Origin of the sequence: Novosphingobium rosa NBRC 15208 (genome assembly GCF_001598555.1) — a bacterium.
Taxonomy (GTDB): Bacteria; Pseudomonadota; Alphaproteobacteria; order Sphingomonadales; family Sphingomonadaceae; genus Novosphingobium; species Novosphingobium rosa.
Genome location: NZ_BCZE01000009.1, coordinates 175,569 through 198,206, shown reverse-complemented (window position 1 = coordinate 198,206; position 22,638 = coordinate 175,569). Strand labels below are relative to the sequence as shown.

Annotated in this window: 17 protein-coding genes; 2 read left to right on the top strand and 15 right to left on the bottom strand. The window is 64.7% G+C overall.

Going from position 1 to position 22,638, the window contains the following annotated elements; all coding sequences use genetic code 11:
- Positions 1-74: 74 nt before the first annotated feature.
- Positions 75-953 carry a LysR family transcriptional regulator gene (locus SR3_RS04455; protein WP_068081283.1) on the top strand — a complete coding sequence of 293 codons (879 nt, stop codon included), beginning with the start codon at positions 75-77 and terminating at the stop codon, positions 951-953.
- A 3-nt stretch (positions 954-956) separates the two neighbouring features.
- On the opposite strand, the gene SR3_RS04450 is transcribed toward SR3_RS04455, so the two are convergent.
- From SR3_RS04450 to SR3_RS04405, 11 genes are all read right to left on the bottom strand, one after another.
- Positions 957-2,033: a maleylacetate reductase gene (locus SR3_RS04450; protein ID WP_068081375.1), complete on the bottom strand. Its 1,077-nt coding sequence runs from the start codon at positions 2,031-2,033 to the stop codon at positions 957-959.
- An 8-nt stretch (positions 2,034-2,041) separates the two neighbouring features.
- Complete coding sequence (locus SR3_RS04445; protein ID WP_068081280.1) at positions 2,042-2,353, bottom strand: Dabb family protein; 312 nt, start codon at positions 2,351-2,353, stop codon at positions 2,042-2,044.
- Entirely contained in the window at positions 2,350-3,264 is a 915-nt protein-coding gene (locus tag SR3_RS04440; RefSeq protein ID WP_068081277.1) for an intradiol ring-cleavage dioxygenase, read from the bottom strand. Before SR3_RS04440 ends, SR3_RS04445 begins: the two co-directional genes overlap by 4 nt.
- A 582-nt stretch (positions 3,265-3,846) precedes the next feature.
- Entirely contained in the window at positions 3,847-4,500 is a 654-nt protein-coding gene (locus SR3_RS04435; RefSeq protein WP_068081274.1) for a TetR/AcrR family transcriptional regulator, read from the bottom strand.
- A gap of 88 nt (positions 4,501-4,588) precedes the next feature.
- Positions 4,589-5,629: a phosphotransferase enzyme family protein gene (locus tag SR3_RS04430; RefSeq protein ID WP_084454908.1), complete on the bottom strand. Its 1,041-nt coding sequence runs from the start codon at positions 5,627-5,629 to the stop codon at positions 4,589-4,591.
- A 5-nt stretch (positions 5,630-5,634) separates the two neighbouring features.
- Positions 5,635-6,918, bottom strand: coding sequence for an aspartate aminotransferase family protein (locus tag SR3_RS04425; protein WP_068081268.1), 1,284 nt, complete (start codon positions 6,916-6,918; stop codon positions 5,635-5,637).
- Positions 6,911-8,230 carry an APC family permease gene (locus SR3_RS04420; protein ID WP_068081265.1) on the bottom strand — a complete coding sequence of 440 codons (1,320 nt, stop codon included), beginning with the start codon at positions 8,228-8,230 and terminating at the stop codon, positions 6,911-6,913. Before SR3_RS04420 ends, SR3_RS04425 begins: the two co-directional genes overlap by 8 nt.
- A gap of 397 nt (positions 8,231-8,627) precedes the next feature.
- A complete protein-coding gene (locus SR3_RS31090; RefSeq protein ID WP_157098624.1) occupies positions 8,628-8,792 on the bottom strand; it encodes a hypothetical protein in 165 nt (54 codons plus the stop codon).
- Between the two features lie 141 nt (positions 8,793-8,933).
- Positions 8,934-11,939: an amidohydrolase family protein gene (locus tag SR3_RS04415; protein ID WP_245653767.1), complete on the bottom strand. Its 3,006-nt coding sequence runs from the start codon at positions 11,937-11,939 to the stop codon at positions 8,934-8,936.
- Positions 11,940-12,099: 160 nt separating this feature from the next.
- Positions 12,100-13,077 carry a FecR family protein gene (locus SR3_RS04410; protein ID WP_084454906.1) on the bottom strand — a complete coding sequence of 326 codons (978 nt, stop codon included), beginning with the start codon at positions 13,075-13,077 and terminating at the stop codon, positions 12,100-12,102.
- Complete coding sequence (locus SR3_RS04405; RefSeq protein WP_068081256.1) at positions 12,986-13,600, bottom strand: RNA polymerase sigma factor; 615 nt, start codon at positions 13,598-13,600, stop codon at positions 12,986-12,988. The genes SR3_RS04410 and SR3_RS04405 overlap by 92 nt, the downstream gene beginning before the upstream one ends.
- 237 nt (positions 13,601-13,837) lie before the next feature.
- Here SR3_RS04405 and SR3_RS04400 point away from each other — a divergent pair, with 237 nt between their 5' ends.
- On the top strand, positions 13,838-16,609 hold the full coding sequence (locus tag SR3_RS04400) for a TonB-dependent receptor plug domain-containing protein (RefSeq protein WP_174549124.1): 2,772 nt from the start codon (positions 13,838-13,840) through the stop codon (positions 16,607-16,609).
- A 125-nt stretch (positions 16,610-16,734) separates the two neighbouring features.
- Here SR3_RS04400 and SR3_RS04395 read toward each other — a convergent pair whose 3' ends face one another.
- The 4 genes from SR3_RS04395 to pcaD form a co-directional block, all read right to left on the bottom strand.
- Positions 16,735-18,588: a gamma-glutamyltransferase family protein gene (locus SR3_RS04395; protein WP_157098623.1), complete on the bottom strand. Its 1,854-nt coding sequence runs from the start codon at positions 18,586-18,588 to the stop codon at positions 16,735-16,737.
- 4 nt (positions 18,589-18,592) lie between these two features.
- Complete coding sequence (locus SR3_RS04390; protein WP_068081248.1) at positions 18,593-20,134, bottom strand: M20/M25/M40 family metallo-hydrolase; 1,542 nt, start codon at positions 20,132-20,134, stop codon at positions 18,593-18,595.
- A gap of 227 nt (positions 20,135-20,361) precedes the next feature.
- The gene (locus SR3_RS04385; RefSeq protein ID WP_068081245.1) at positions 20,362-21,825 is read right to left on the bottom strand and encodes a benzaldehyde dehydrogenase; all 1,464 of its coding nucleotides are present in this window, start codon (positions 21,823-21,825) and stop codon (positions 20,362-20,364) included.
- Between the two features lie 20 nt (positions 21,826-21,845).
- On the bottom strand, positions 21,846-22,631 hold the full coding sequence (pcaD, locus tag SR3_RS04380) for a 3-oxoadipate enol-lactonase (RefSeq protein WP_068081242.1): 786 nt from the start codon (positions 22,629-22,631) through the stop codon (positions 21,846-21,848).
- Positions 22,632-22,638 lie beyond the last annotated feature (7 nt).

The following is a 22,638-nucleotide window of genomic DNA, read 5'->3' as shown; positions in this document are numbered from 1 at the left end:
TCGCTGGCAGGATATGCGCTTGCCCTGTGCGATGGAAAGACTATGTCGGTCTTCTTTGATACCTTTGAGGCATTATGGAGCTGCGCCACCTGCGATATTTCATGGCTGTGGCCGAAACACGCAACTTCACGCGGGCGGCCCGCGTGCTGGGTGTTTCGCAGCCCCCGCTCAGCCGCCAGATTCGCGATCTTGAGGTCGAGATGGGCGTGCAGCTTTTGCAACGCAACACACGCCCCGTGCTGCTGACCGATGCGGGCAGGCTCTTTGCCGATCAGGCGCGGCAGATCCTGGCGCAGGTCGATCTGCTGGCGCAGAGCATGCATCACATGTCGTCGCCACGCTTCGCGATCGGCGTGGTCGGCTCGATCATGCAGGGCGCGATGCCGCGCATGATCCGGGCCTTTCGCGACGCCTGCCCCCATATCGATGTCGAATTGGTCGAGCTGACCACGGTGGAGCAGGTGGCGGCGCTGAAAGAAGGCCGGATCGATGCCGGGCTCGGCCGTCTGCGGATCGAGGATGCGGATATCCAGCGCACCCTGCTCTATGCGGAACCGCTGGTGCTGGCCACGCCAGCGGAGCCGGGCGCCGAAGCGGGCAAGGCCACGCTGGCCGATCTCTCCGGCAAGGTGCTGATCGTCTATCCGAGCGTGCCTCGCCCTTCCTACGCCGATCAGGTGCTGGGGCTGCTGGCCGACAAGGGAATCCGCCCCGGCCGTCTGATCGAGGTGCGCGAAGTGCAGACCGCGCTTGGTCTGGTGGCGGCGCGCGCGGGCGTGGCGATCGTGCCGGAATCGCTGCGCAACAGCCTGCGCAGCGATATCGCCTACACGCCCTTTCTGGAGGCCGAGGCCAACTCGCCCGTCATCCTGAGCCAGCGCCGGTCCGATCAGCGTCAGTTGATCGAAACCTTCCGCACCATTGGGCAGGCAGCCTTTGGCGAGGAGCCTTGAGATTCAGTCGCGCTCGGGAGGCGCGCCTTCCCATGCCCGGCGCAGCAAGGCCTGCAGCGCCTCGGCCTCCAGCGGGCGGGGGTTCCAATAGGGGTTTGACAAGGCGATATGGCAGGCGCGCTCCAGATCGCCTTCCTTCATCCCCAGATCACGCAGAGCCATCGGCGCGCCAAGGGCGCCAGCCAGATCGTAAAGACCCCTTGGCGCATCCTCCGTATCGATTGCCCGCCCGATCCGCGCCAGCGCATCAGGCGCCGCGCAGGCATTATAGGCCAGCGCGTGAGGCAGGATGATCGTATGGGTTTCAGCATGCGGCAAATTGAAACTGCCACCCAGCGTGTGGCAAAGCTTATGGTGCAGCGCCATGCCGACATGGCCAAGCACCGTGCCGCACAGCCATGCCCCATAAAGGCATTGGGTCCGCGCATTCTTCATGCCTGCCGGATCGGCCAGCCCCTTCAGGCCGGACGCCATCGCCCTGATGCCCTCCTCGGCCATCAGGCTCATCACCGGATTGCCATCGCGGGCATAGAGCCCCTCCGCCGCATGAGCGATGGCATTCATCCCGCTGACGAATGACAGCGGCAAGGGCAGGCTGTCCGCCAGATCGGGATCGTATAGCACCGTGCGGGGCAAAACGCGGCTGTCCTTGCCGGTGGTCTTCAGCCCATTTTCGGTCATGCCATAGATCGGGGTCATCTCCGAACCGGCATAGGTGGTGGGCACGGCGATGATCGGCAAAGCCGACTCCAGCGCGATGGCCTTGCCCAGACCGATGGTCGAGCCGCCACCGATCGCCACCGCGCAATCGGCTCCCAGCCGGGCTGCAACCGCCCGCGCTTCACGCGCGCTTTCGATGGGCACATGCATCTGCGCTCCATCATGCAGCCCGGCGCCGAACGGTCCCAGCAAATCGACAATCCGCTCGCCCTCAGCCCGCTGCATCGGGGTGCAAAGCACGATGGCACGCCGCGCTCCCAACGCCTCCACCTCCGCCGGGAGCGAGGACAGGCATCCGCGACCGAAGATCACCCGGGCGGCATGGGCGGCATAGGTAAATTGCGTCAAATCAACCTCCATGGTCCGGCTCAATCCACCGTCTCGACGGCGTAATCGACCTGATGCCGGGCAATGCGAAGACCTGCGACGGCATCGCGCAGGCGCAGATGCTCAGGATGCGTTGCATAGGCTTCCAAGGCCTGCCAGCTCTCGAATTCGCTCTGGAGCACAAGGTCGCAGGCATAGTCGATACGACTGCGACCGATGCCGATCTCCAGCGTGAGCAGGCCGGGAATTCTGCCGGTCAGGGCTTCGAAGCCGGCCTTGATATGGGCAGCTGCGCCAGCCTTCTCCTCCGGCGTGTCGCCACGCACGTCCCACATGACGATGTGCCGGATCACGCAGCCTCTCCCTGCAAAGCCGCCAGAGAGAAGTCCCAGTCGACCAGAAGGAAGGGCGCTTGCATGCCCAGCTCAGCGGCAAGATCCTGATCCTCCACGCTGCGGAAGGTGGCGACCAGATCCTGCTTGACGCCAAACACCGTATCCTCGTTCAGATAGGGGCAGTCAGGGGTGAAGATATGGGTGATGACCTGCTCGAAACCCGGTGCGGTGACGATGACATGCAGATGCGCCGCGCGGTTGGGATGGCGCCCGATCGCGCCCAGCAATTGCCCCACCGGCCCGTCATCGGGAATGGGATAAAAGCGCGGCTTGACGGTCCTGAACCAATAGTGCCCATTGGCATCGGTGCGGAAGATCCCGCGATGATTGTGAGGCGGCTGAAGGTCGGGCTGCTGCACGTCATAAAAGCCATCGTTGCTGGTCTGCCAGACCTCAAGCACGGCGCCGGAAACAGGGTTGCCATCAACATCGGTGACGCGACCGCGAATGACGGCAGGCTCCCCCTTCCCATCGAGATTGATCGTGGCGCCATTCGGATATTCCGGCGCGCCCGGAATATAGAAGGGGCCCAGAATGGTGTTGGGTGTGGCACCTGAGGGGCGACGATGATTGATCGCATCGACGAGCATGGTGACACCCAATACATCCGACAGGAGAATGAATTCCTGCCGCCACTCGCTGCACATATGACCCGTGCGGGTGAGGAAATCGATGCCAGCCAACCATTCCTCATGCGTCGGCTCGACCTCTTTCACGAAGGCATGCAGATGGCGCACCAGCGCCCCCATCACGTCGCGCAGCCTTTCGTTTCCGGCTCCTGCCATGCGGTCATTGACCACGTCTGCGGATCGGTGTTCATCGAAATAGCCCGAATGCGACCCGGACGTTGGCGTGTTCTGATGTGCCATGGATATCCTCGGAAAACCTTGAATGCTCACCCCCATGAGCGCCCCCTGCGTGGTAGGCCCTGCGACTGCCGCGAGAGAAGACCGGAATTGGAAAGCTGGTCTGCAAAATGCGAAAAAAAGCGCATTGAACGTCGACGGGCTTCCCATCCTTATGCTTGTTGCCGTGCGACATGCATCCACCCTCCATCACATCAAACCAAACCAGAGTCGATTTTAGACTTGGCACCCATAGACTTTGTTGATGGACCGCCCATTCCGGATTTCAGGGGAAGGGAACTTGCATGAACCATGGCCTTCCCGATCTATGGCGGCGCCTATGGCTTTGCCGAGCGCAAGGCAGTCAAGGTCGGGCTGAGCAGGGTGCAAAGCGGGATGGAGATACCGCTCGTCCCCTATGCGCTGGGCCCCGAGATCTTCGGCAGCCTGACCGAAAGGGGCGGGCTGACATCGCCCGCCATGCCGGCGGTGGCGGTCAATGTGATCGCCACCCTGCTGCTCCCGCCGGTCTCATCGCGCTCGACCGGCGTTCCCGCGACGCGGTCGCCTGCCCCTCTTGATCCCCCAGATGCGGCACCCTGCGCTTCAGGGCGTCGTCGTCACCGCCTCGCCCTCGGGCCGGAGCGGCAGCAGGCGCGGGATATAGACCCCCAGATAGGCGCAGGCGATCGTCTTGGCCTCGGCGATCATGTCGCCGGTCAAGCGCCCCTCCTCGATCAGCGAGAGGCCGAACATCAGATCGATGGCCTCGACAGCACGAAAGAAAATCCGGTCGCGCCGGGGCATTGCGGGCAACACGAATTGCCGATCGATCTGAGCCTCGAACACGCCGCCATGGGCGATATCCGCGTTGCGGCTGGACCGCTTGATATCAGGAGGCGAAAACGCGCCGAACATCAGCTGCTGCGCCGAAACATTGTCGAGGAAATAGGCGGCAGCGCGGTCGATCAGCGCAGAGACGATCGCTTCCCAACTTTCCAGCGGCGCCAGTGGCCGGGTCAGCAACTGGTTCAGCTCTTCATCCTGAAGCGTGGCCAGCTCGGCATAGAGCTGATGGATATCGCCGTAGAAATGATAGGCGGAACTCTTGGGAATCCCGGCCAGAGCCGCGACGTCGGACAGCTCGATCTCATTGAGCATCCGCTCGTCGAGCATGGAGCGCGCCGCTTCCAGCAAAGCCTGGCGGCGTGCGCGCCCCCGCGCCTGAGTACCGCTTTTGCGTGTTCGGGTCGCCGTCATATTCTCAAGCCGCGTGATCCTGCGAAAGAAGTCTCCCCTATCGCTCACCGGCCTGCCGGATCAACTCAAAATGCGGATGGTCGCAGGATCAAGCCACAACCGCCCGCGCCTCCAGATAGGCCGAGGCCAGAGCGCAGCCGCGCGCCACGATCATCGGCCCGAGTTCCTTTGCGGTTTGTGTTTCCGGCCTGGTCTGCAGCCAGCCCAGATAGGTGGTGCCCCGCAGAAAGAGGAACAGCGGCAACATGGCCTCATCCGCCGCGGACAAGGGCCGCGCGCTGCGATAGCCCGCGAACAGGGCATCGCGCAGCGCCTGATAATCAGGCTCGTCGAGGATGAAATAAAGCGCCGTGGCCAGTTCAAACATATGCCAGCCAAAGCCTGAATCATCGAAATCGATCAGATGCAGGCGATCTCCGTCACCCAGCAGATTTTCCGGCACGAAATCGGCATGGATCATGCCGAACAGCCCCTCCGGCTCGCCAAGCGCGGCCAGATCGATCCGCGCCTCTTCGCTGGCCGTGAGCAGCAGCGCCCGCTGCGCTGCGGTGAGCAGCCCCATATCCCAGAAGCGCCCCCACAGCGGGTCTTCGCCAAGCAAGCCCTTGGCGCACCAGCGATGGCGGGTGAAAGGCAAGGGAAAGGCCATGGCCGTGCTGACATTGTGCAACTGCCCGGCCAGTCGCCCCACCGCGTGATAAAGCCCCAGGCTGGAGCTGTCGGCGCAGGACAGCCCTTCTTCCGACGAGCCGATCGGTGCGCCCGGCAGCCACGCCAGCATATCGACCTGCCGCATCTCGGGCACGCCCGGCGCTCCGACATGCACGAACAGACTGCCATCCGCTATCGGGATGATCGGCGGCACCGCGATCCCCGCCAGAGCGAGATCGCTCATCCAGCGCAACTCCGAATGCAGGGCCTCGTCGCTGTGATAGGCATGCCTGTGAATGCGCAACGCAAAGCGGGCGCCATCGGCGCGATGGACCGAAAACACCGCATTCTCGCGGAATTTGACCAGCTGCGGGGCGGTGAAATCGCCATCCCATCGCGCCAGAGCCGCCGTGGCAAGACCGGTGAGCAAATGCGCCTGATCGACATCCGGCAATTGGTAAAAATCGTTCACATTCATGACTTTCAAAGACTGCCGAGCGCATCGTCCAGCGTGGAGAGCAAAAGGTCCGCATTCTCGATGGAGAACACCAGGGGCGGGCGCATTTTCAGGATGTTGTCATCCCGGCCGATCCGGCTCATCAGAATGCCTCGATCGCGCATCACATTGATCAGGCGGCGGGTTTCTGCCGGGGCTGGCTGCGCGGGCGCCCCGGGGCGCATCAGTTCAAGACCGAAGAACAGGCCTTGGCCGCGCACATTATCGACGATGTCATGCTTGCGCTGCAACCGCTCCAGCCCGGCGCGGACATAGGCACCGACCTTGCGGCTGTTTTCCATCAGAGCCTCGCGCTCGATCACCTCCAGCACGGCAAGCCCTGCCGCCGCCGACACCGGATTGCCGCCAAACGTGTTGAAATAATTGGCCGCGTGACCGAAATCATCCACCCATTCACGCCGCGTCACCAGCCCCGCAACCGGATGGCCATTGCCCATCGGCTTGCCCAGCGTGACGATATCCGGCACGACCCCGGCCAGCTGATGACCCCACATCGCGTCTCCGGTGCGGGCGAAACCGGCCTGCACTTCATCACAGATGAACAGGCCGCCGGCCTCACGAACCAGAGCCACGGCCTGCTCCACATAGCCTGGCAGGCGGGCGGGCAGCCCCTCATTCGCGAAAAGCGTATCGATCAGCAGCGCTGCGATCTTGATGCCGCGCGCATGCATGTCCGCAATCGCCTGGCGCAGTTGCCCCAGATGGGCCTCGACCAGTTGCGCATCGCTGCGCCCCTGCCGGTCCCGGGCCGGATCGGGGATGCGTATCGCCCGCGCAAAATCGGGAAAGGCTTCGGGCGTCGGCATGCAAGTTGTAAGAGAAGCCAAAGTCTGGGAATTGCCGTGATAATTGAAATCGCTGACAATAATCCCCGTTCCGCCCGTGAGGTAGCGCGCCAGCCGCAGCGCCAGCTCATTCGCCTCGGTGCCCGAACAGGTGAACATCACCGTGTCGAGCGGCTCGGCGAAGGTGGCCGTCAGGCGCTCGGCATAAGTCACGATCCGATCGTGCAGATAGCGGGTGTGCAGATTGAGTGTCCCGGCCTGCGCCGCGATCGCCTCCACGACATGGGGATGGCAATGCCCCACGCAGGGCACATTGTTGTAAACGTCGAGGTAGGAGCGGCCCTCCGCGTCCCGCAGCCACACCCCCTTGCCTTCGACGAGGTGAAGCGGGCGTTCATAGAAGAGCGGGGCGTTCCTCCCCAGCACCTGATAGCGGCGTTGCAGAAGGTTTTCGGTATCAGACATCAGCGAGGCTTTCTTCAGGACCAGTTGCCGCATCCGGTCGCAATCCGGTCAGGGCGCGAACCAGCAAGGCAAGGATGATGAACAGGGGGAAGGCTTTGACGATCAGCGTGTCCGCCTGAAAGCAGGCCGACAGCACCAGCATGGCCAGCGCGATGCACAGGAGGGCGGTGACGCGTCCGCCCCAGGCGCGGAAAGGACGATGGCGATGCGGCTCGCATGTGCGCTGCCGGATGAAGGCCGCCAACAGGACAATATAGGACGCTGTGAGGGCCAGAACCACGCAAAGCATGATGCGCTCGGGAGCCGCCATGGAGGTGCAGATGCCGATGGCCGCGACGATCGGCACCGTGATCCGGGGCGCCCCGCGATCATTGGTGCGCGCAACAAAGGCGGGCAGATGCCCATCGCGTGCAAGCGCGTAAAGCTGGCGCGAAGCCGAGTAGATCAGGGAGAACATGGTGGCCAGCAGCCCCATGATGCCGCCAAGCCCGACCAGCATCGCAACATGGGAATGGCCATTGCCAGCCAAAGGGCTGACAAGCGCCGCATAGAGCGGATCATCGGCATGTGCGATTTGCCCGATGCCTCCTCCGCCCGCCGCGAGCAGCAAAATACCCATCGCGGTCGACAGGAGCACCCCGATGGCGGCGATCATACCGCGCGGAATGGTTCTGGCGGGATCCTCAACCTCTTCCGAAGCGGCGGCGGTTTGCTCCACCGAAATGAACAGCCAGATTCCGAAGGGAACGCAGGAAAACACGCCCCCGGGGGTCAAACCGATCGGATAGTGCGGGGATGTGAGGTGCAAGGGAGAAAAATGGGGCGCCATGGCCGCCAGGAAAATCAGGATGCACAGAAGCGATAGCAGTCCGGCTCCGACCATCCAGCGCATCGCTTCCCCGGCTCCGCGCAAGTGCAGCCCTGCGATGCTCAGAAAGAGCAGAACCTTGAGCGGAAAGCCGCCGAACCCCAGAACGTTCTGACTGTAGGCCGCAATAAAGGTCGCAGCGGCGCCTGTGCTGATGGCAAGCGCGGCGAAAATCACGATGCCTACGACATAACCCGTCACATCGCCGAAGGCTTCCTGACAATAGGTGTAAAGCCCGCCGGCATGAGGCCGTGCCGCAGCCAGTTCAGCAACACACAAGGCAAGGCCAAAGCAAAACAAAGCCATCAGCCCGGTTGCAGCGACCATGTTGCCCCAGCCTGCCGCCAACCCATAATTCCAGCCCGAAAACTGCCCAGCCACCACCAGCGAGATTCCCAGCCCCGCGATGTGGGGCCACCCCAATGTCGAGCGCTTCAAGCCCACTGCTCCCCCTCCATTGACCCGATCGAGCGTCGATTAAACTCGACCATAGTCGATTATTGGTGATGTGAGGTCAAGAGCATTTCCGCATGCCAACCGGCGTGATTTTCGCAGCCGATCTTGCAAGACCAGCCATGGCCGGTCCGGTTGCGATACTTCGGACATGAAGGCTCAGATACCGCGAGGCATCGAAGGCGCGGTTCGCGAAGCGCAAGCTCTGCGCTCAGGATGGCCAGTTCGCAGATGCCACGGTGCGGACCTCGCCGCTGGCGATCGGGCCCGATATGCTGGGTGATATGCTGTCACCGGTCTGGCGCAGGCGGTCTTCAGGCATCATCTTTCGACCGGTTTTGCGTAGCGGGATCACCGTCCACTGCTCGCGCGATCGCAGCTGGATCGGCTACGCGGTGCTGCCTGTCGACAGCACCGGCCAGCAGACCTCGACCGCCCTGCCGACCATCCCCGGCTTCGAGAGCGCGCCCACCCCGGCAAAACCGCCGTTCGACATGCCGGACATGACCACCGCCAGAACGACGCAGGCGACGGCAGACACGCTATCGAGCATCACAAGGTCCATTTCGGCAGCAGGATGGCACCGAGGCAGATCAGATCACCGGGCTCAAAAAGCGTGCGGAAGCGCGAGCGTCAGGCCTCCCGCGCCGATGCCACCTTGTCGCATCGGTTGGCTCGCCACACAGCGCGACGGTCATTTTTCCGCCTTTCGCTGCGCCTTGGCCAGCAGGTCCTCCACCGTATAGGGGCGACCATTCGCGATCACCTGCTTCACCCGGTATGTCGCGGCGATATCCTTGCGCGGATCGCCGTCGATCAGCACGATATCCGCCAGCTTTCCCGCCTCCAGCGTGCCGGCATCGAGGTTAAGCGCCTTGGCCGGATTGGCGGTGGCGGTCTGCAAGGCCTGAAATGGCGTCAGCCCGCCCGCGACATAGGAGGCGATCTCCGCATGCAGATTGGGCGCGATCATCGTATCCGTGCCCGCCACCACCAGCGCCCCGGCATCGCTGACCGCTTTCAGCGCTGCCAGTTGCCCCGCCTGCATGTTGAGCAAGGCGGGCGGCAAGGCCTCGCCCTTGGTCAGTGTTTCGCGCGCCCATTCGGGATAGAAAGCCAGACGCGGATCGCTGCGCGCCTCGGGATGTTTGGTGAGGAAGGCATTGATCGCGCCGAAGTTGGTCGGCGTCAGCGTGCGCCCGCTGCGGCCGAACAGCTGGATCACATCCTCGTAAGCGCGCCCCTGCGGCGCCTGCTTGGGCGAGAAACCCCGGCGGCTGGTGGCGCCCAGATGCTCGGTGTTGTCCACGCCCGTGTAGGAGGCGGGGAAGATTTCATGGGTCGCCACCGGCACGCCCATCTCATGCGCGGCCTCCACCAGACGGCGCTGCTGCAGATCGGTCATGCGCACATAACTTTTGACCAGATCGTAATGCAGTGCCCGCGCCCGGTCGAGCTCGCGCTCCAGATGCGCCGGGCTGCTCACGGCCACGCCCATGCGGTAATAGACCCGCCGCCATTCCAGCAGCGGCCCGGTGGTGTAGATGCGCGGGCCGATCCGCACGCCCGACTCGCTCGCCTCGCGGTCCTCGATGCCGTCATAGGGCTGGTTGCCGGGATCGCGCACTGTGGTGATGCCATAGGCCAGCCAGGCCAGATGGAGGTTCGCGCCGAAATCCTTCTGATTATGGGCGTGATGTTCGATCAGGCCGGGAATGGCGGTAAGGTTGGGGGCCTCGATCACCTTGTCGGCGCCCGCATAGTTTTTCGGATCGTGATCCCTGATCGCCGCGATGCGATTGCTCTCGATCACGATGTCCTTGTCGACCTGGGTCACATCATGCACGGCATCGACCAGATGGCCGGCATGGATGACGATTTTCGTGGCGGGCCTGTCGAAGCGATAGGTGAAGTCCAGCGGCACCTCGCGGATGGCGCCGGTGGCGATGTTCACGATCTTGAGCTTGTCCGCGGCCTGATAGAGGAGACTCTGGGAATCCCCGCTCCATGTCGGATAATGCGAGATTTCCGAGGTGTAGGAACGCAACGGCCCCAGCCTTGTGCCATCGCCGCTCACCGGCCAGACTTTCAGCAGCCCCTCCTGAATGGCCGCCATCTTCTGCCCGTCCGGCGACCACACCGGTCCGCCGCCGCCACGCGTGTCGAGCGAGGCGAGCGGGTCTGCATCGCGCCAGAACGGCTTGCCCTTCCCATCGGCGGGCACCATCCAGATCTGGTTGCGCCCTTCGCGGAAGCTGGCGGAAAAGGCCTTCGACAGGCCAAGCGCCACATAGCGGCCATCGGCAGACCATGTCGGCTTGCCCGGCTGCCCCAGCGAGGGTTGCAGACGGGTGACCACACCGCTGGCCACATCCACCACCTCCAGCCCGGCCACGCCCCAGCGGCCATCGGTGCTGAGGAAAGCGATGCGCCTGCCATCGGGCGACCATGCCGCGCCCAGCGGCTGATCGGTGATGCTGGTGAGCTGGCGGTCCTGCCCCGTCGCCATATCGCGGAGCCACAGCTGCGGCAGGCCCCCGCCCTTGTCCGAGGTATAGGCCAGGAACTTGCCGTCCGGCGACCATGCGGCATCGGCCTCCAGCGCGGCGTCATGGGTCAGCTGCTGCGGCTTGCCGCCTTGCGAGGACACCACCCAGAGATCGCCCAGAGCGGCAAAGCCGATCTGCTGACCATCGGGCGACAGGGTGGGATGATCGATCCCCAGCACGCGGCGCGGCTCGGTGGAGGTGAAATCGCGTTTGGCGCGAATGTAGTCGGGCTTCGTCACTTCAAGCCGGGCGCTGAAGGGCACGGTCGTCACGGTGCTGCCCTTGCGGCGGCGGATCAGGCCATCGGAGATGTAATAGCCATTGCCCCCCTGCCAGCTGACATGGAAGGGAAAGACATTCTCCTTGCCGCTGACGGCTTTGCCGTCGACATCCAGATGACTGCCCGCACTGTCCAGCCTGACATAGGTCAGTTCGCCCTTGGGGCCGTAGGACGGCGCATCATAATGGGCGCCCGCCGGAGCATTGTGCAGCGTGGTCGGCTCGCCGCCGGAAGCGGGCACCGCATAGATGGCGCTCTGCGTGCCCGTCATGCCCGAAAAGACCAGAGTCTGGCCATCGGCGCTCCATGAGGGAGCCCGGTCTTCCCGCGCGCCCCTGGTGATCTGCCGCGTGGCGCCGCTGACGACATCGACCGCCCAGATATCATAGCTGCCGTCGCGGTCCGAGGCGAAGGCCACGGTCTTGCCGTCGGGCGACCAGGCCGGATCGCGGTCATCGTCCTCGCCATGGGTCAGCTGGCGGGCATCGCTGCCATCGGGGCGGATGGTCCAGAGATCGTAGTCGCCGTCGCGATAGGCGTAATAGGCCAGCCGCGCGCCATCGGGCGACCAGACCGGCAGATGGGCGTCGCTGTAGTAATCGGTGATCCGCCGCGCCTCGCCTCCTTTGGCGGAGACGACCCACAGGGTGCCTTGCAGATCGAAGGCCAGCCATTGCCCGTCGGGCGAGGCCGAAACCGAATAGGAGGTGCCCGCATGGACATCGAAGGCCTGCGTCACCCCCTTGCCGGGCGGCGGGGGATTGGCGGGCGCGGCGGCAGAAGCAAGCGAGGTGGTGGCCAGCGCCAGAGCGCCCACAGACAGGGCCCGGATCACCCCCATGCCAACCTTTTTGCCCTTGTCAGCCTTCATGCGCTTCATCTCCGATAGGGCCTGACGCGGCATCGCAGAGAAGCGCCGGGACAGGATGCTGTACCGGGGTAGACGAATGAGACGGGAAGAACCCCCGCCCCAATCAGCAGCAAAATCTCACTTTTTTAACCGCGTGGCTCTTGATGCGCGGAGGCCGAGATCAGGGCTGGGCAATCTCGTCGCTGGAAAGCAGCAGCACGCCGCCATCGGCATCGCGCACGGCGCGCACCGGCATGGACTGTTCCAGCCCCTCGATGAACTGGGCGGATTCATTGGTCTGGAAACGGCCGCCCACCCGCAGCGCCGCCACGCGCTGGTCACCGATGACGATGGGATGCGCGCGATAGCGGTTGAACTCCTCCACCGCCTGCGCCAGGGAATCGCCGTTCAGCTCGATCACATGCTCGCGCCAGGCCGTCTTTTGCGAAAGGCCCGCCGCATCATAGCTGGCCACCGCCACGGCATCGGGATGGATGATCGCGAAATTGCCCGCCGGCACCTTGCGCAGCGCGGCCTGCCCCTCACGCACGCCCACCACGCCATGCGAGACCGTCAGCTCCACCACCGCGCCCCGGTCGCGCACATTGAAGGCTGTGCCCAGAGCGCGCAGCATGGTTTCGCCCACCTCGACATCGAAAGGACGGGCGGGATTGTGGGCGACCTCGAAAAAGGCCTCGCCACGCTTGAGTTTCAGCCTGCGCCGTTCCCGCGTGTAGGCCACCTCCACCACCGTGTCGGAATTGAGGACGACATGCGAACCATCGGGCAGGTCCACCGCGCGAATTTCACCGATGCGGGTGGTCAGCAGCTGGCGGTGAAGGAAAAACCAGTCCCCCGCCACGCCCGCGAGAACCAGACCCAGGGCGCCTGCCGAGCCCAGCAGAACGCCCCTGCGGCTGACCCCCGGCTGGCGGTTGGCCAGATCCGCGCCGGGCACCTCGGGCTCGGCATCCAGCCCGGCGGCGGCGCGCCAGGCCTGACGAGCGCGGGCAAAGGCCACGGCATGTTCAGGAGATTGCGCGATCCAGCGCTCGGCGGCGCTGCGGTCAGCCTCGCTGCCCCCGTTCTCCAACGCGAGCAGATGGCGGATTGCCTCCTCCTCGTGCTGTCGAAGCGGCGCTGTCGGGCTGCTTTCCAACGCTGATCACCTCTTGTTCCTGCTGAGCGAGCGCCCTCATAAAGGCGGCCAGCGCAACGCCCAAGTGTTTTTCAACCGTTGAGACGGACAAGCCCATCTCTTCCGCTATCTGCGCCAGCGATTTTTCATGCAGACGCCGCGCCACGAAGACCCGGCGCGGTTGCGGCGGCAGGCCATCCAGCACCGGCTGCAGCTTGCGCAGCTGATCGCGGGCGCACAGATGGGCGGAAAAATCATAGCTGCTCTGCAACGCCTCGAACTCGACGATGGAATCGAAAGCCACCACCTTCTGCCGCCTGGCGCTGTCCACCAGCAGGTTGCGCGCGATGGTGAAGAGATAGGCGCGGCCATTGCTCACCTGCTGCCAGCGCGAATTGGCATAGGCGCGGGTCAGCACCTCGGAGACCAGATCGTCCAGATCCTCCCCGGCGCCCTTCAGCTTGCGCAGGCGTGAGCGCAAAACGGGGCTGTGAGGAAGAATATCCCTCTCGAACCATTCCAGCTTGGCATGAAGATCCTCCATTGGCGCCCCCGCTCTTGGTGGCCAGCCAGATCATCGCTCTTCCAACGTTTTTCCTTTGTGCGGCGGGAGAGTAACCAGACTGCCGGTCAGCCCCTCTAAGTCAAATGCCCCACTTCGCGCACTGGCGGTCTCCTGCCCAAGCTTCGTCTCACCGGATGCATGCCAGTTCATGAGCGCCCGCCGGACGAGAGGTCCGCATGGCGCGCTTTTGCCGATCATATCAGGGGGACACTCATCATGCGATCGCTCCAATCCATCAGACTTATCCGCTCGGCCCTGCTGGTCTCGGCACTGGGCTGCGCCACGCCCGGGCTTTGCGCAACGGCGCTGGCTCAGGCGCAGGCCAGCACGCTGGGGCAGGCGCATCTCTTCAACATTCCCGCGCAGGACATGAACGACGCGCTGCTGCGCCTGAGCCAGCAATCCGGCCTGCGGGTGCTGTTCCGTTACGAGGCGGTCTCCAGCCTGCGCGCCGGCGAGATCAAGGGCTGGTACTCCACCCGCGAGGCGCTGGAAAAGCTGATCGCGGGCCGCCCGCTGCGCATGAGCGTGACGGCATCGGGCGCGGTGGTGCTGATGCCCATCGGCGCCCCAAATGGCGCTCAGGCCAGCGTGCAGCCCACAAGGCTGATGATGGCCCCGGCGCCCGCCAATGTGGCGATGAGCGCGCCCGATCCCGAACCGGCCCCCGCCCCCGAAAAAGCCGATAATGCCGGCGATACGATCATCGTCACCGGCACGCGCGCCACGGGGCGCACCGTCACCAGCAGCGCGGTGCCGATCGATGTGATCGGCAAGGCGGATCTGCAGACCTCGGGCAAACAATCCACCCGCGATCTGCTGGGCACGCTGGTCCCCTCGATCAACGTGTCGAGCGCGGGGTCGGGCGCCAGCTTCGCGGTCAAGACGCTCTCGCTGCGCGGGCTTTCGAGCGACGAGGTGCTGGTGCTGGTCAACGGCAAGCGCCGCCACAACACAGCCACCATGTTCATCAACGGCGCCACCGTTTCGGGCCAGTCGCCGCCGGATCTCGATCTGATCGCCTCGAACGCCATTGGCCGCGTGGAAGTGCTGCGTGATGGCGCGGCGGCGCAATATGGTTCGGACGCCATCGCGGGCGTGATCAATGTCGTTCTGAAAAACGACACCTCGGGCAGCGCCTCGCTGCTGGGCGGGGCGACGGGCTCGGGCGACGGCGCGCAGGGGCGCATGCAGCTCGACAAGGGGTTCAAGCTGGGCGAAGGCACGCTGCATCTCTCGGCGGAGGCCTACACGCAGGGCCATACCTATCGCAGCGGGATCAACACGCTGGTCAATCAATGGACCAACATGGGCGGCCAGCCCGGCGCGGTGGGGGCCAATGGCGCCATCGACTTCGAGATGCCGGTGGGCGAGGCGGTCACGCTCTACAGCTTCGATACGGCCAGCATCCGTCAGGCCGATGGCTGGCTGACCTATCGCACGCCCACCGCCAACACCAATTACACCGAACTCTTCCCCAACGGCTATTCGCCGCACCTTTACCTCACCGATTACGACTATCAGGCCGCGCTGGGGGTGAAAGGCACAGGCCCGGCGCAGATCAAGTTCGACCTTTCCACCACCTATTCCGACGACCGCGTGGAGTATGAGGAAAAGAGCGCGCTCAACGTCTCGCTCGGGCCGACGGGGCCGACCACCTTCTACGTCGGCAAGCTGGGCACCAGCGAATGGACGACCAACCTCGACCTGTCACGCCCGGTCGACATCGGGCTGGTCGAGCCGGTGCTGGTGGCCGTGGGCGCCGAGTACCGCCGCGACAGTTTCACCATCGGTGCGGGCGATCCGACATCCTACGTCAATGGCGGCTATGTCTCGACCACCGGGCCCTATGCCGGGGTGATGCGCGCGGTGGGCTCTCAGGGCGTGAACGGCTTCCCGGCCTCCTCGGCGGGGACATGGAAGCGCAATGCCTGGAGCGCCTACGCCAGTCTTGAAGGCAAGATCATTCAGGGCGTGGAACTGGGGCTGGCCGGACGCCACGAGCATTATTCGGACTTTGGCGACACCAGCACCGGCAAGGTCTCGCTGCGGCTTGAACCCATGCGCGGCTTTGCCCTGCGCGGCACGGCCAGCACCGGCTTCCGCGCGCCGACCTTGCAGCAGGAGCATTATTCCTCGGCCAGCACGATCAGCGTGAACGGCGTGCTGCTGCCGGTTTCGGCCCTGCCGGTCGATACACCCGCGGCCATTGCGCTGGGGGCCAAGCCGCTCAAGCCCGAACGCTCGACCAACTATTCGGTGGGCGTGGTCTTCACCGCCATTCCGCGCCTGACGGTGACGGTGGATGCCTATCAGATCGCCATCAAGGACCGTATCCTGCTGTCTGAAACATTGCAGGGCAATACGGTGCTCAGCGTGCTGCGCTCGGCGGGGATCCTCAATTCGGCGGGGGGCTTCTATTTCTCCAACGCCGCCAGCACCCGCACCCGCGGGCTGGATGTGGTGGCCACCTATCGCGTGCCCGAGACAAAGCTGGGCAGCTTCAACCTGAGCGTTTCGGCCAATCTCAACAAGACCATCTTCACCCATATCGACGATCTGCCCGATGTGCTGAAGAATGCAGGTCTGGTGCTGATCGGGCGCACGCGGCAGGGCGATTTCACGCAGGGCACGCCGCGTTCCAAGATCATCGGCAGCGTCAACTGGACGAAGGGCCCGGTCAGCGCCATGGTGCGCGCCACGCGCTATGGCTCGGTCACCCAGACCTCCAGCTATTATCCCGGCACCGCCGCCTATGCCGGAGCGCCCGATGCCACCGTCAGCCCCAAGACGCTGGTCGATCTGGAGCTGGGCTATCAGCTGACCAAGGGGATCAAGCTGACCGCTGGCGCCAACAATCTGTTCAACATCTATCCCGACAAGCTGCCGGTCTCGCTGCAATCCTCGGGCTTCTCCTTGTACAATCCTTATGCGCCCTACGGTTTTTCGGGCGGTTTTTATTACGGGCGCGTCAATTTCAGCTTCTGACGATGTTGAAACGGTCGATCCGGGGGAAGCCGGATCGACCACCATGCGCAAGGCTGGCGCGCATGGTTTTGGGAGCGGTTTGCAAACCGCTCCCCTTTGTTTTTGCTTATGGTGTTTTTGCCGCCTTACCAGCCGAAGGCGTAACGCTCGCGCCGCACATCCGCCGCGCCGCGCAAGGTGCCAAAGCCCGGCACCACTCCCGCCGCCACAATGCCGGTGGAAATGGCATAGGGGCCCAGCACATCCAGCTTGTGACCCCGCGCCGTCAGAGCATCGCGGGTGGCCTGCGGGATACGGTTTTCGATCTCCAGCTTTCCGGGCTCGTCCTTCTTGATCGAGAAGGAGCCGTGGAAATGCAGCGAGTTGATGCGCGGCGCCTCCACCGCCTGCTGCAAGGGCTCGCCAAAGGCCAGCACGCGCAGCAGCACGTTGAGGATCTGCTGATCCTGATTGTCGCCCCCCGGCGTGCCGATGGCCAGAAAGGGCGCTCCTTCCTTGAGGACAATGCTGGGCGAAAGCGTGGTGCGCGGCCGCTTGCCGGGCGCCAGCACATTGGGGCTGGCGGGATCGAGATCGAAGACAGTCATGCGGTTGCTCATCGGCACGCCGGTCTCGCCCGCGATATAGGCGCCGCCCAGCAGCCAGCCCGAACTGGGCGTGCAGCTGAAGAGATTGCCATGGCGGTCGACCACCTCGATGGCGGTGGTGTCGGCGCTTTGCCCCGGCCTGGCCTTCAGGCGGTGCGGGGTGAAGGCGGACGTGCCGCGCGGACTGCCCTCGAAGGCCCATGGATCGCCGTAGCGATGCTCCAGCGAGGCCATCGGGCCGATCAGCCCGGCGCGCTGAGCGGCATAGGCCTTCGACAGCAGGCCCTTTGCGGGCACCTGCGCGAAAGCCGGATCGCCAAAGAAGGCATTGCGGTCATCGAAGGCCAGCTTCAGCGCCTCGGCCACGGTGTGGAGATAGACGTCGCTGTCGGGCGTCATCCGGGCGATGCCCGCAGCCTCGAGGATGTTGAGCGCCATCAGCAGCGCCGGGCCCTGACTCCAGAAACCGCCCTTGCAGACGGTGTAGCCGAAGACATCGGTGGTGACCGGTTTTTCCACCTTGCCTTGATAGCGCGCCAGATCCTCATAGCGCATCAGCCCGCCATCGGCCTGCATCGCCGCGCCGATGGCCCGCGCGATATCGCCCTTGTAAAAGGCATCGCGCCCGGCCTGAATGGCCTTGCTGCGGTTCTTGGAACGGGTCATCTCGGCCTTGCTGGCCGCCGCCAACTTGCGGATGGTGCGCGCCAGATTGGGCTGACGGAAAATCTCCCCGGTCCGGGGCAGCTTGCCACCGGGGTAATAGGTTTCGTAAGCGGAATGGTAGCGCGATGTCGCCTTCTGCTGGCTGGCAAAGACCTCGGCCAGAAAGTTGTACATCACGAAGCCGTCAGCCAGTTCGATGGCCGGTTCCAAAACCTCATGCAGGCTTTTGGTGCCATTGAGTTGCAATGCCCGCGCCATGGCATCGACCATCGCAGGCACCGTGCCGCCATTGGGGCCATTGCCGGGGATCACCCCCGCTTCGGCAAACGTGTCTGGCGTGGCCAGAGCGGGCGCAACGCCCTGCCCGTTGATGACCGAAACCGCGTTGCTGGCGGCGTCATAAAGGATCGTGGGCGCCTCGCCCCCGAAGCCGAAATGCGAGATTTCCGTCACGGCGGCGGCAAAGACGGCGGCGACCCCGGCATCGGTGGCATTGCCGCCCGCCATCAGCATGCGCATCGCCGCCTCGCAGGCGTAATGCCGCCCCGCCGCGACGATGCCGAACTGGCCGACGATCTCGGGCCGCAGCGTTTCGCCCTTGCTGACCAGCCGTGTGGGTTCGGGCGGCGATGCGGGCGCGTTCTGCGCCGAGGCGGGCAAGGCTCCGGCAATGCCCCCTGCCAGAGCGGCGGCACCAAAAGCACGGCGACTGAAACCTGACTCCATGGGATCACCCTGCATAAGGTTCGAGGAAAAGGCGGTAAAGCGCATCGACGCCGTAGAAATAATTGCCCATCCGCAGGTTCTCATTGGCGGCATGCTGATTGTCATCGGCATTGACCAGCGGGATCAGCAGCACCGGCACCCCCAGAGTGTGAGAGAAAGGCGCGGTCGGCACGCCGCCGCCCATGATGGGGATGCGGACCGGCTCCTGCCCGCTCTGCTTGCGCAAGGCGCTGGCGGCCCAGCGGCCCACGGGAGCTTCCAGAGGCGTCATCAACGCCTCCATCCCCCCGCCGCCGCTGATGGCGGCCAGATGCGGATAGCGGGCGCGTTCCTCCGGCGTGGGCGTGCCCTGCACCAGATGATAGCCCTTGCTCTCAACCCATGCGCGCACCAGCGCCAGCTCACGCGGGCCCGGCGTGGCGGGCACGGTGCGCAGATCGAACCAGGCCGTGGCCGACGCCGGGATTACCGAGCGGTGGCTGTCCGGCTCCCCCGCCTTCATCGCCGAAACGTTGAGCGTGGGATAGTTCATCGCCTCCTGATAATTCTCGCCGACCTTTTCGTTCGCCGCGATGCCCAGGCGATGGCGCAAACCCGCCTCATCGTCAGGCACGGCGGCCAGCACGGCCTTGGTTCGGGGATCGAAGCTGACCCCATCGTAAAAACCGGGAATGGTCACCCTGCCATCGGCATCCTTCATCGCGGACAGCAGATCGGCCAGCGCAAAGACGGGGTTGGGGGCATAATTGCCGTAATGGCCGCTGTGCAACTCCTCGCCCGCGCCGAAGACCGTCAGCGCAAAGCCCGTGCCGCCGCGATGGCCGAAGACCAGCGTGGGCCGGTTGCTGGCATGCATCGGCCCATCCAGCATCACCACCGCATCGGCTTTCAGCAAGGCGGCGTTGTTCTTCACCACCTCATCCAGCGTGGGCGGGCCGCCTTCCTCATGGGAATCGATGATGATCTTCACATTGATGGCGGGGCTTTTGCCACCGGCACGCAGCGCGTCCATCGCCGCCATCAGCATGATGATCGGCGCCTTGTCATCCGCCGAGGAGCGCGCGAAAAGCCGCCAGTCCGGATCGGGCATGGCGCCTTGCGTCAGCTGTTCCAGAGGCAGCGTTTCATAGCGTCCATCGGGCAGCTTGCGGCGCAGCGTCGGCTCCCATGGCGGCGTGTCCCATTGTTTGGGGAACACCGCCTGCCCGTCCATATGGGCATAGAACAGCACGGTCTTCTTCTTCGGGTCCACCTTGCCCCATTGCGCGAAGACCATCGGGGTCTCGTGATCGGGCAACTGGCTGGCGGTGAAGCCATGACGCCTGAAGGCCGCTTCCGCCCAATCGGCGTTGCGGCGCATGTCGGCGCTCGACTGGAACATGACGTTGGGCAGCTTCAGGAAGGTGACGAATTCGGGCAGCATGGCCCGCGCCTGCGCCGCGCTGGCATTCCCGCCCTTATCGGCAGCGGCATGCGCGGGCACCATGGCCGGCAGCACGGCGCATCCGGCCAGCAAACTTGCGGAAAGGAAACGAAAAAAGCGCATGCATCATGTCCCACTGATAACGCCGGGTGAAGCCGGATGGACCCGGTTTTGCCGTTATAAGGTAGGACGTTGCCAGCCCCGTATGCCACCAGCAGCCGGTGGTGGGGCATTTGACTTAGAGACTGTTTGGAAATCCGGCAGAGCCGGATTTGCGGCGCCAGTTTCCGCCCCTGCCGATCATGGCTCGCGCAGCGGACGACCTCTCCCGGCCATCCGCTGCCGATTGCTCAGAACGGATAGGCTGGCGGCGTGCTCTTGATCGTCACCCACTGCCAATGGGTGAACTCCTCCCAATTGGCCGGGCCGCCAATGCTGGTGCCATTGCCTGAAGCACCCACGCCGCCGAAGGGATTGACCACATCGTCATTGACGGTCTGGTCGTTGATATGCAGCAGCCCCGCGTGCAGCCGGTCACCCAGCGCCATGGCGCGCGCCACATCGCGTGAAATCACCGCCGCCGACAGGCCGTATTCGGTGTCATTGGCCATGGTGATCGCCTCCTCGTCGGTATCGAAAGGCACGATCACCGCGACGGGGCCGAAGATCTCTTCCCTGTAGGCCGCCATCTGCGGGGTCACGCCCGCCAGCACGGTGGGGTTGAAGAACAGCCTCTCACCCGGCCCGCCCGCCAGCAACCGCGCGCCATCACTCTGCGACTGCGCGACGACCTTTGCGATATGATCGAACTGGCGCGCATTGATGATCGGACCGACGGCGACATCGGGCCTGTTCGGATCACCCACGGGCAATGCCCTGGCCTTTTCGGCCAGACGGCGCGAGAACTCCTCGACGATGGACCGCTGCACGAAGACACGCCCCGCCGACATGCAGATCTGCCCCTGATGCAGCCAGGTGCCCCATGCGGCATTCTTCACCGCCAGATCGAGATCGGCATCCTCCAGCACCACCAGCGCGTTCTTGCCGCCCAGCTCCAGCGAGACCTTCTTGAGATGTTCGCTGGCGGTGCGGCCCACCATGCGGCCCGCGCCGGTCGAGCCGGTGAACTGGATCATCGCCACATCGGGATCGGTGCAGAGCGCCTCGCCCGCCGCGCCGTCGCCGGGCAGCACATGCAGCACGCCCACAGGCAGGCCCGCCAGCTCGAAGAGGCGGGCGATCACCAGACCGCCACAGATCGCGGTGCGCGGATCAGGCTTCAGCACCACGGCATTGCCCACCGCCAGGGCCGGCGCCACCGCGCGCATCGCCAGATAGAGCGGGAAGTTGAAGGGCGAGATGACCCCCACCACGCCCAGCGGACGGCGACGCGCCAGACTGGTGCGGCCCGGCTCGCTGGGCAGAACGAGGCCTTGCGCCTGATGCGGCATGGCGGCGGCCAGCTGGATCGACTTGAGCGTGACGGACAGCTCGAACCCCGCCTTGGCCCGCACCGAACCGCTTTCGCGCACCACCCAGTCGATGATCTCCGCGCTATGGGCGCGGCCGATCTCCAGCGCCTTCAGAAAGACCTCGGCCCGGGCGTCGGGGGAGGCTGCGGCCCAGCCCTGCTGCGCCTTGCGCGCGGCGGCGCTGCTGGCGCGCACCGTGCCGGGCGAAACCATCGCGACCTTGCCCAGAGGTCCGCCGGCCCCCGGTTCGACGGCGTCGACCGCCGTGTCTCCGGTGACCCATTCCCCGGTGAAATACTGCCCGGCAAGCTGTGCGGACGTCAGAAATCCGGAATCCGTCATAAGACATTCTCCTCTTGGGATCAGCGAGTCAGAACATTGAGCATGGCCGAACAGAAGCCATCGGGCTGTTCCACGTTCGAGAGATGCGCGGCAGGTTCAAGCACATGCAGCAGCGCATTGCTGGCGGCATCCACCAGAAAGCGCGAAGCCTCCACCGGCGTCGCCTGATCCTGCGCGCCGGCGATCACCAGCGTCGGCAAGCGGTTGAGATGGGCTGTCACCCGCTGGTCCATGTCACGAATGGCGGCGCAGCAACCGGCATAGCCGGACGGGTTGTTCGCCAGAAGCATCTGGCGGATGCGCTCGACAGCCTCGGGAGCCTCGCTGACGAAACCGGGCGTGAACCAGCGCCCGATGGAAGCCTGCGCCAGCGGCGCCATGCCATCAGCCAGCACGCCCTCGATGCGGCTCTGCCAGCCCGCAGGCGGGCCCATATAGGCCGAGGTGTTGGCCAGGATCAGCTTGCGGATGCGCCCGGGCGCATGCACCGCCAGCCACTGCCCGACCATGCCGCCAAGCGAAAGGCCGCAGAAATGCACGCGGTCGAGACCCAGCGCATCGAGCAGTTCGACCGCATCGCGGCCCAGACGGTCCATGGAATAGGCCCCGGCAGGCGCGTCCGAAGCGCCATGGCCGCGCTGATCATAGCGCAGCACGCGAAGATGCCGCGTCAGCCCCTCGATCTGCGGGTTCCACATCGCATGGTCGGTGCCCAGAGAGTTGGACAGCAGCAGCACCGGGGCATCGGCTGGTCCATCGAAGCGATAGGCCAGCCTTGCGCCATCGCCCAGCGTCACATGATCCATGGTCACG

What these genes read in the sequence shown, in the direction of transcription:
- SR3_RS04455 (WP_068081283.1), top strand. Translation starts at nt 75, where the DNA reads ATGGAGCTGCGCCACCTGCGATATTTCATGGCTGTGGCCGAAACACGC.
- SR3_RS04450 (WP_068081375.1), bottom strand. Translation starts at nt 2,033, where the DNA reads ATGGAGGTTGATTTGACGCAATTTACCTATGCCGCCCATGCCGCCCGG.
- SR3_RS04440 (WP_068081277.1), bottom strand. Translation starts at nt 3,264, where the DNA reads ATGGCACATCAGAACACGCCAACGTCCGGGTCGCATTCGGGCTATTTC.
- SR3_RS04435 (WP_068081274.1), bottom strand. Translation starts at nt 4,500, where the DNA reads ATGACGGCGACCCGAACACGCAAAAGCGGTACTCAGGCGCGGGGGCGC.
- SR3_RS04430 (WP_084454908.1), bottom strand. Translation starts at nt 5,629, where the DNA reads ATGAATGTGAACGATTTTTACCAATTGCCGGATGTCGATCAGGCGCAT.
- SR3_RS04425 (WP_068081268.1), bottom strand. Translation starts at nt 6,918, where the DNA reads ATGTCTGATACCGAAAACCTTCTGCAACGCCGCTATCAGGTGCTGGGG.
- SR3_RS31090 (WP_157098624.1), bottom strand. Translation starts at nt 8,792, where the DNA reads ATGCTCGATAGCGTGTCTGCCGTCGCCTGCGTCGTTCTGGCGGTGGTC.
- SR3_RS04415 (WP_245653767.1), bottom strand. Translation starts at nt 11,939, where the DNA reads ATGAAGGCTGACAAGGGCAAAAAGGTTGGCATGGGGGTGATCCGGGCC.
- SR3_RS04405 (WP_068081256.1), bottom strand. Translation starts at nt 13,600, where the DNA reads ATGGAGGATCTTCATGCCAAGCTGGAATGGTTCGAGAGGGATATTCTT.
- SR3_RS04400 (WP_174549124.1), top strand. Translation starts at nt 13,838, where the DNA reads ATGCGATCGCTCCAATCCATCAGACTTATCCGCTCGGCCCTGCTGGTC.
- SR3_RS04395 (WP_157098623.1), bottom strand. Translation starts at nt 18,588, where the DNA reads ATGGAGTCAGGTTTCAGTCGCCGTGCTTTTGGTGCCGCCGCTCTGGCA.
- SR3_RS04390 (WP_068081248.1), bottom strand. Translation starts at nt 20,134, where the DNA reads ATGCGCTTTTTTCGTTTCCTTTCCGCAAGTTTGCTGGCCGGATGCGCC.
- SR3_RS04385 (WP_068081245.1), bottom strand. Translation starts at nt 21,825, where the DNA reads ATGACGGATTCCGGATTTCTGACGTCCGCACAGCTTGCCGGGCAGTAT.
- pcaD (WP_068081242.1), bottom strand. Translation starts at nt 22,631, where the DNA reads ATGGATCATGTGACGCTGGGCGATGGCGCAAGGCTGGCCTATCGCTTC.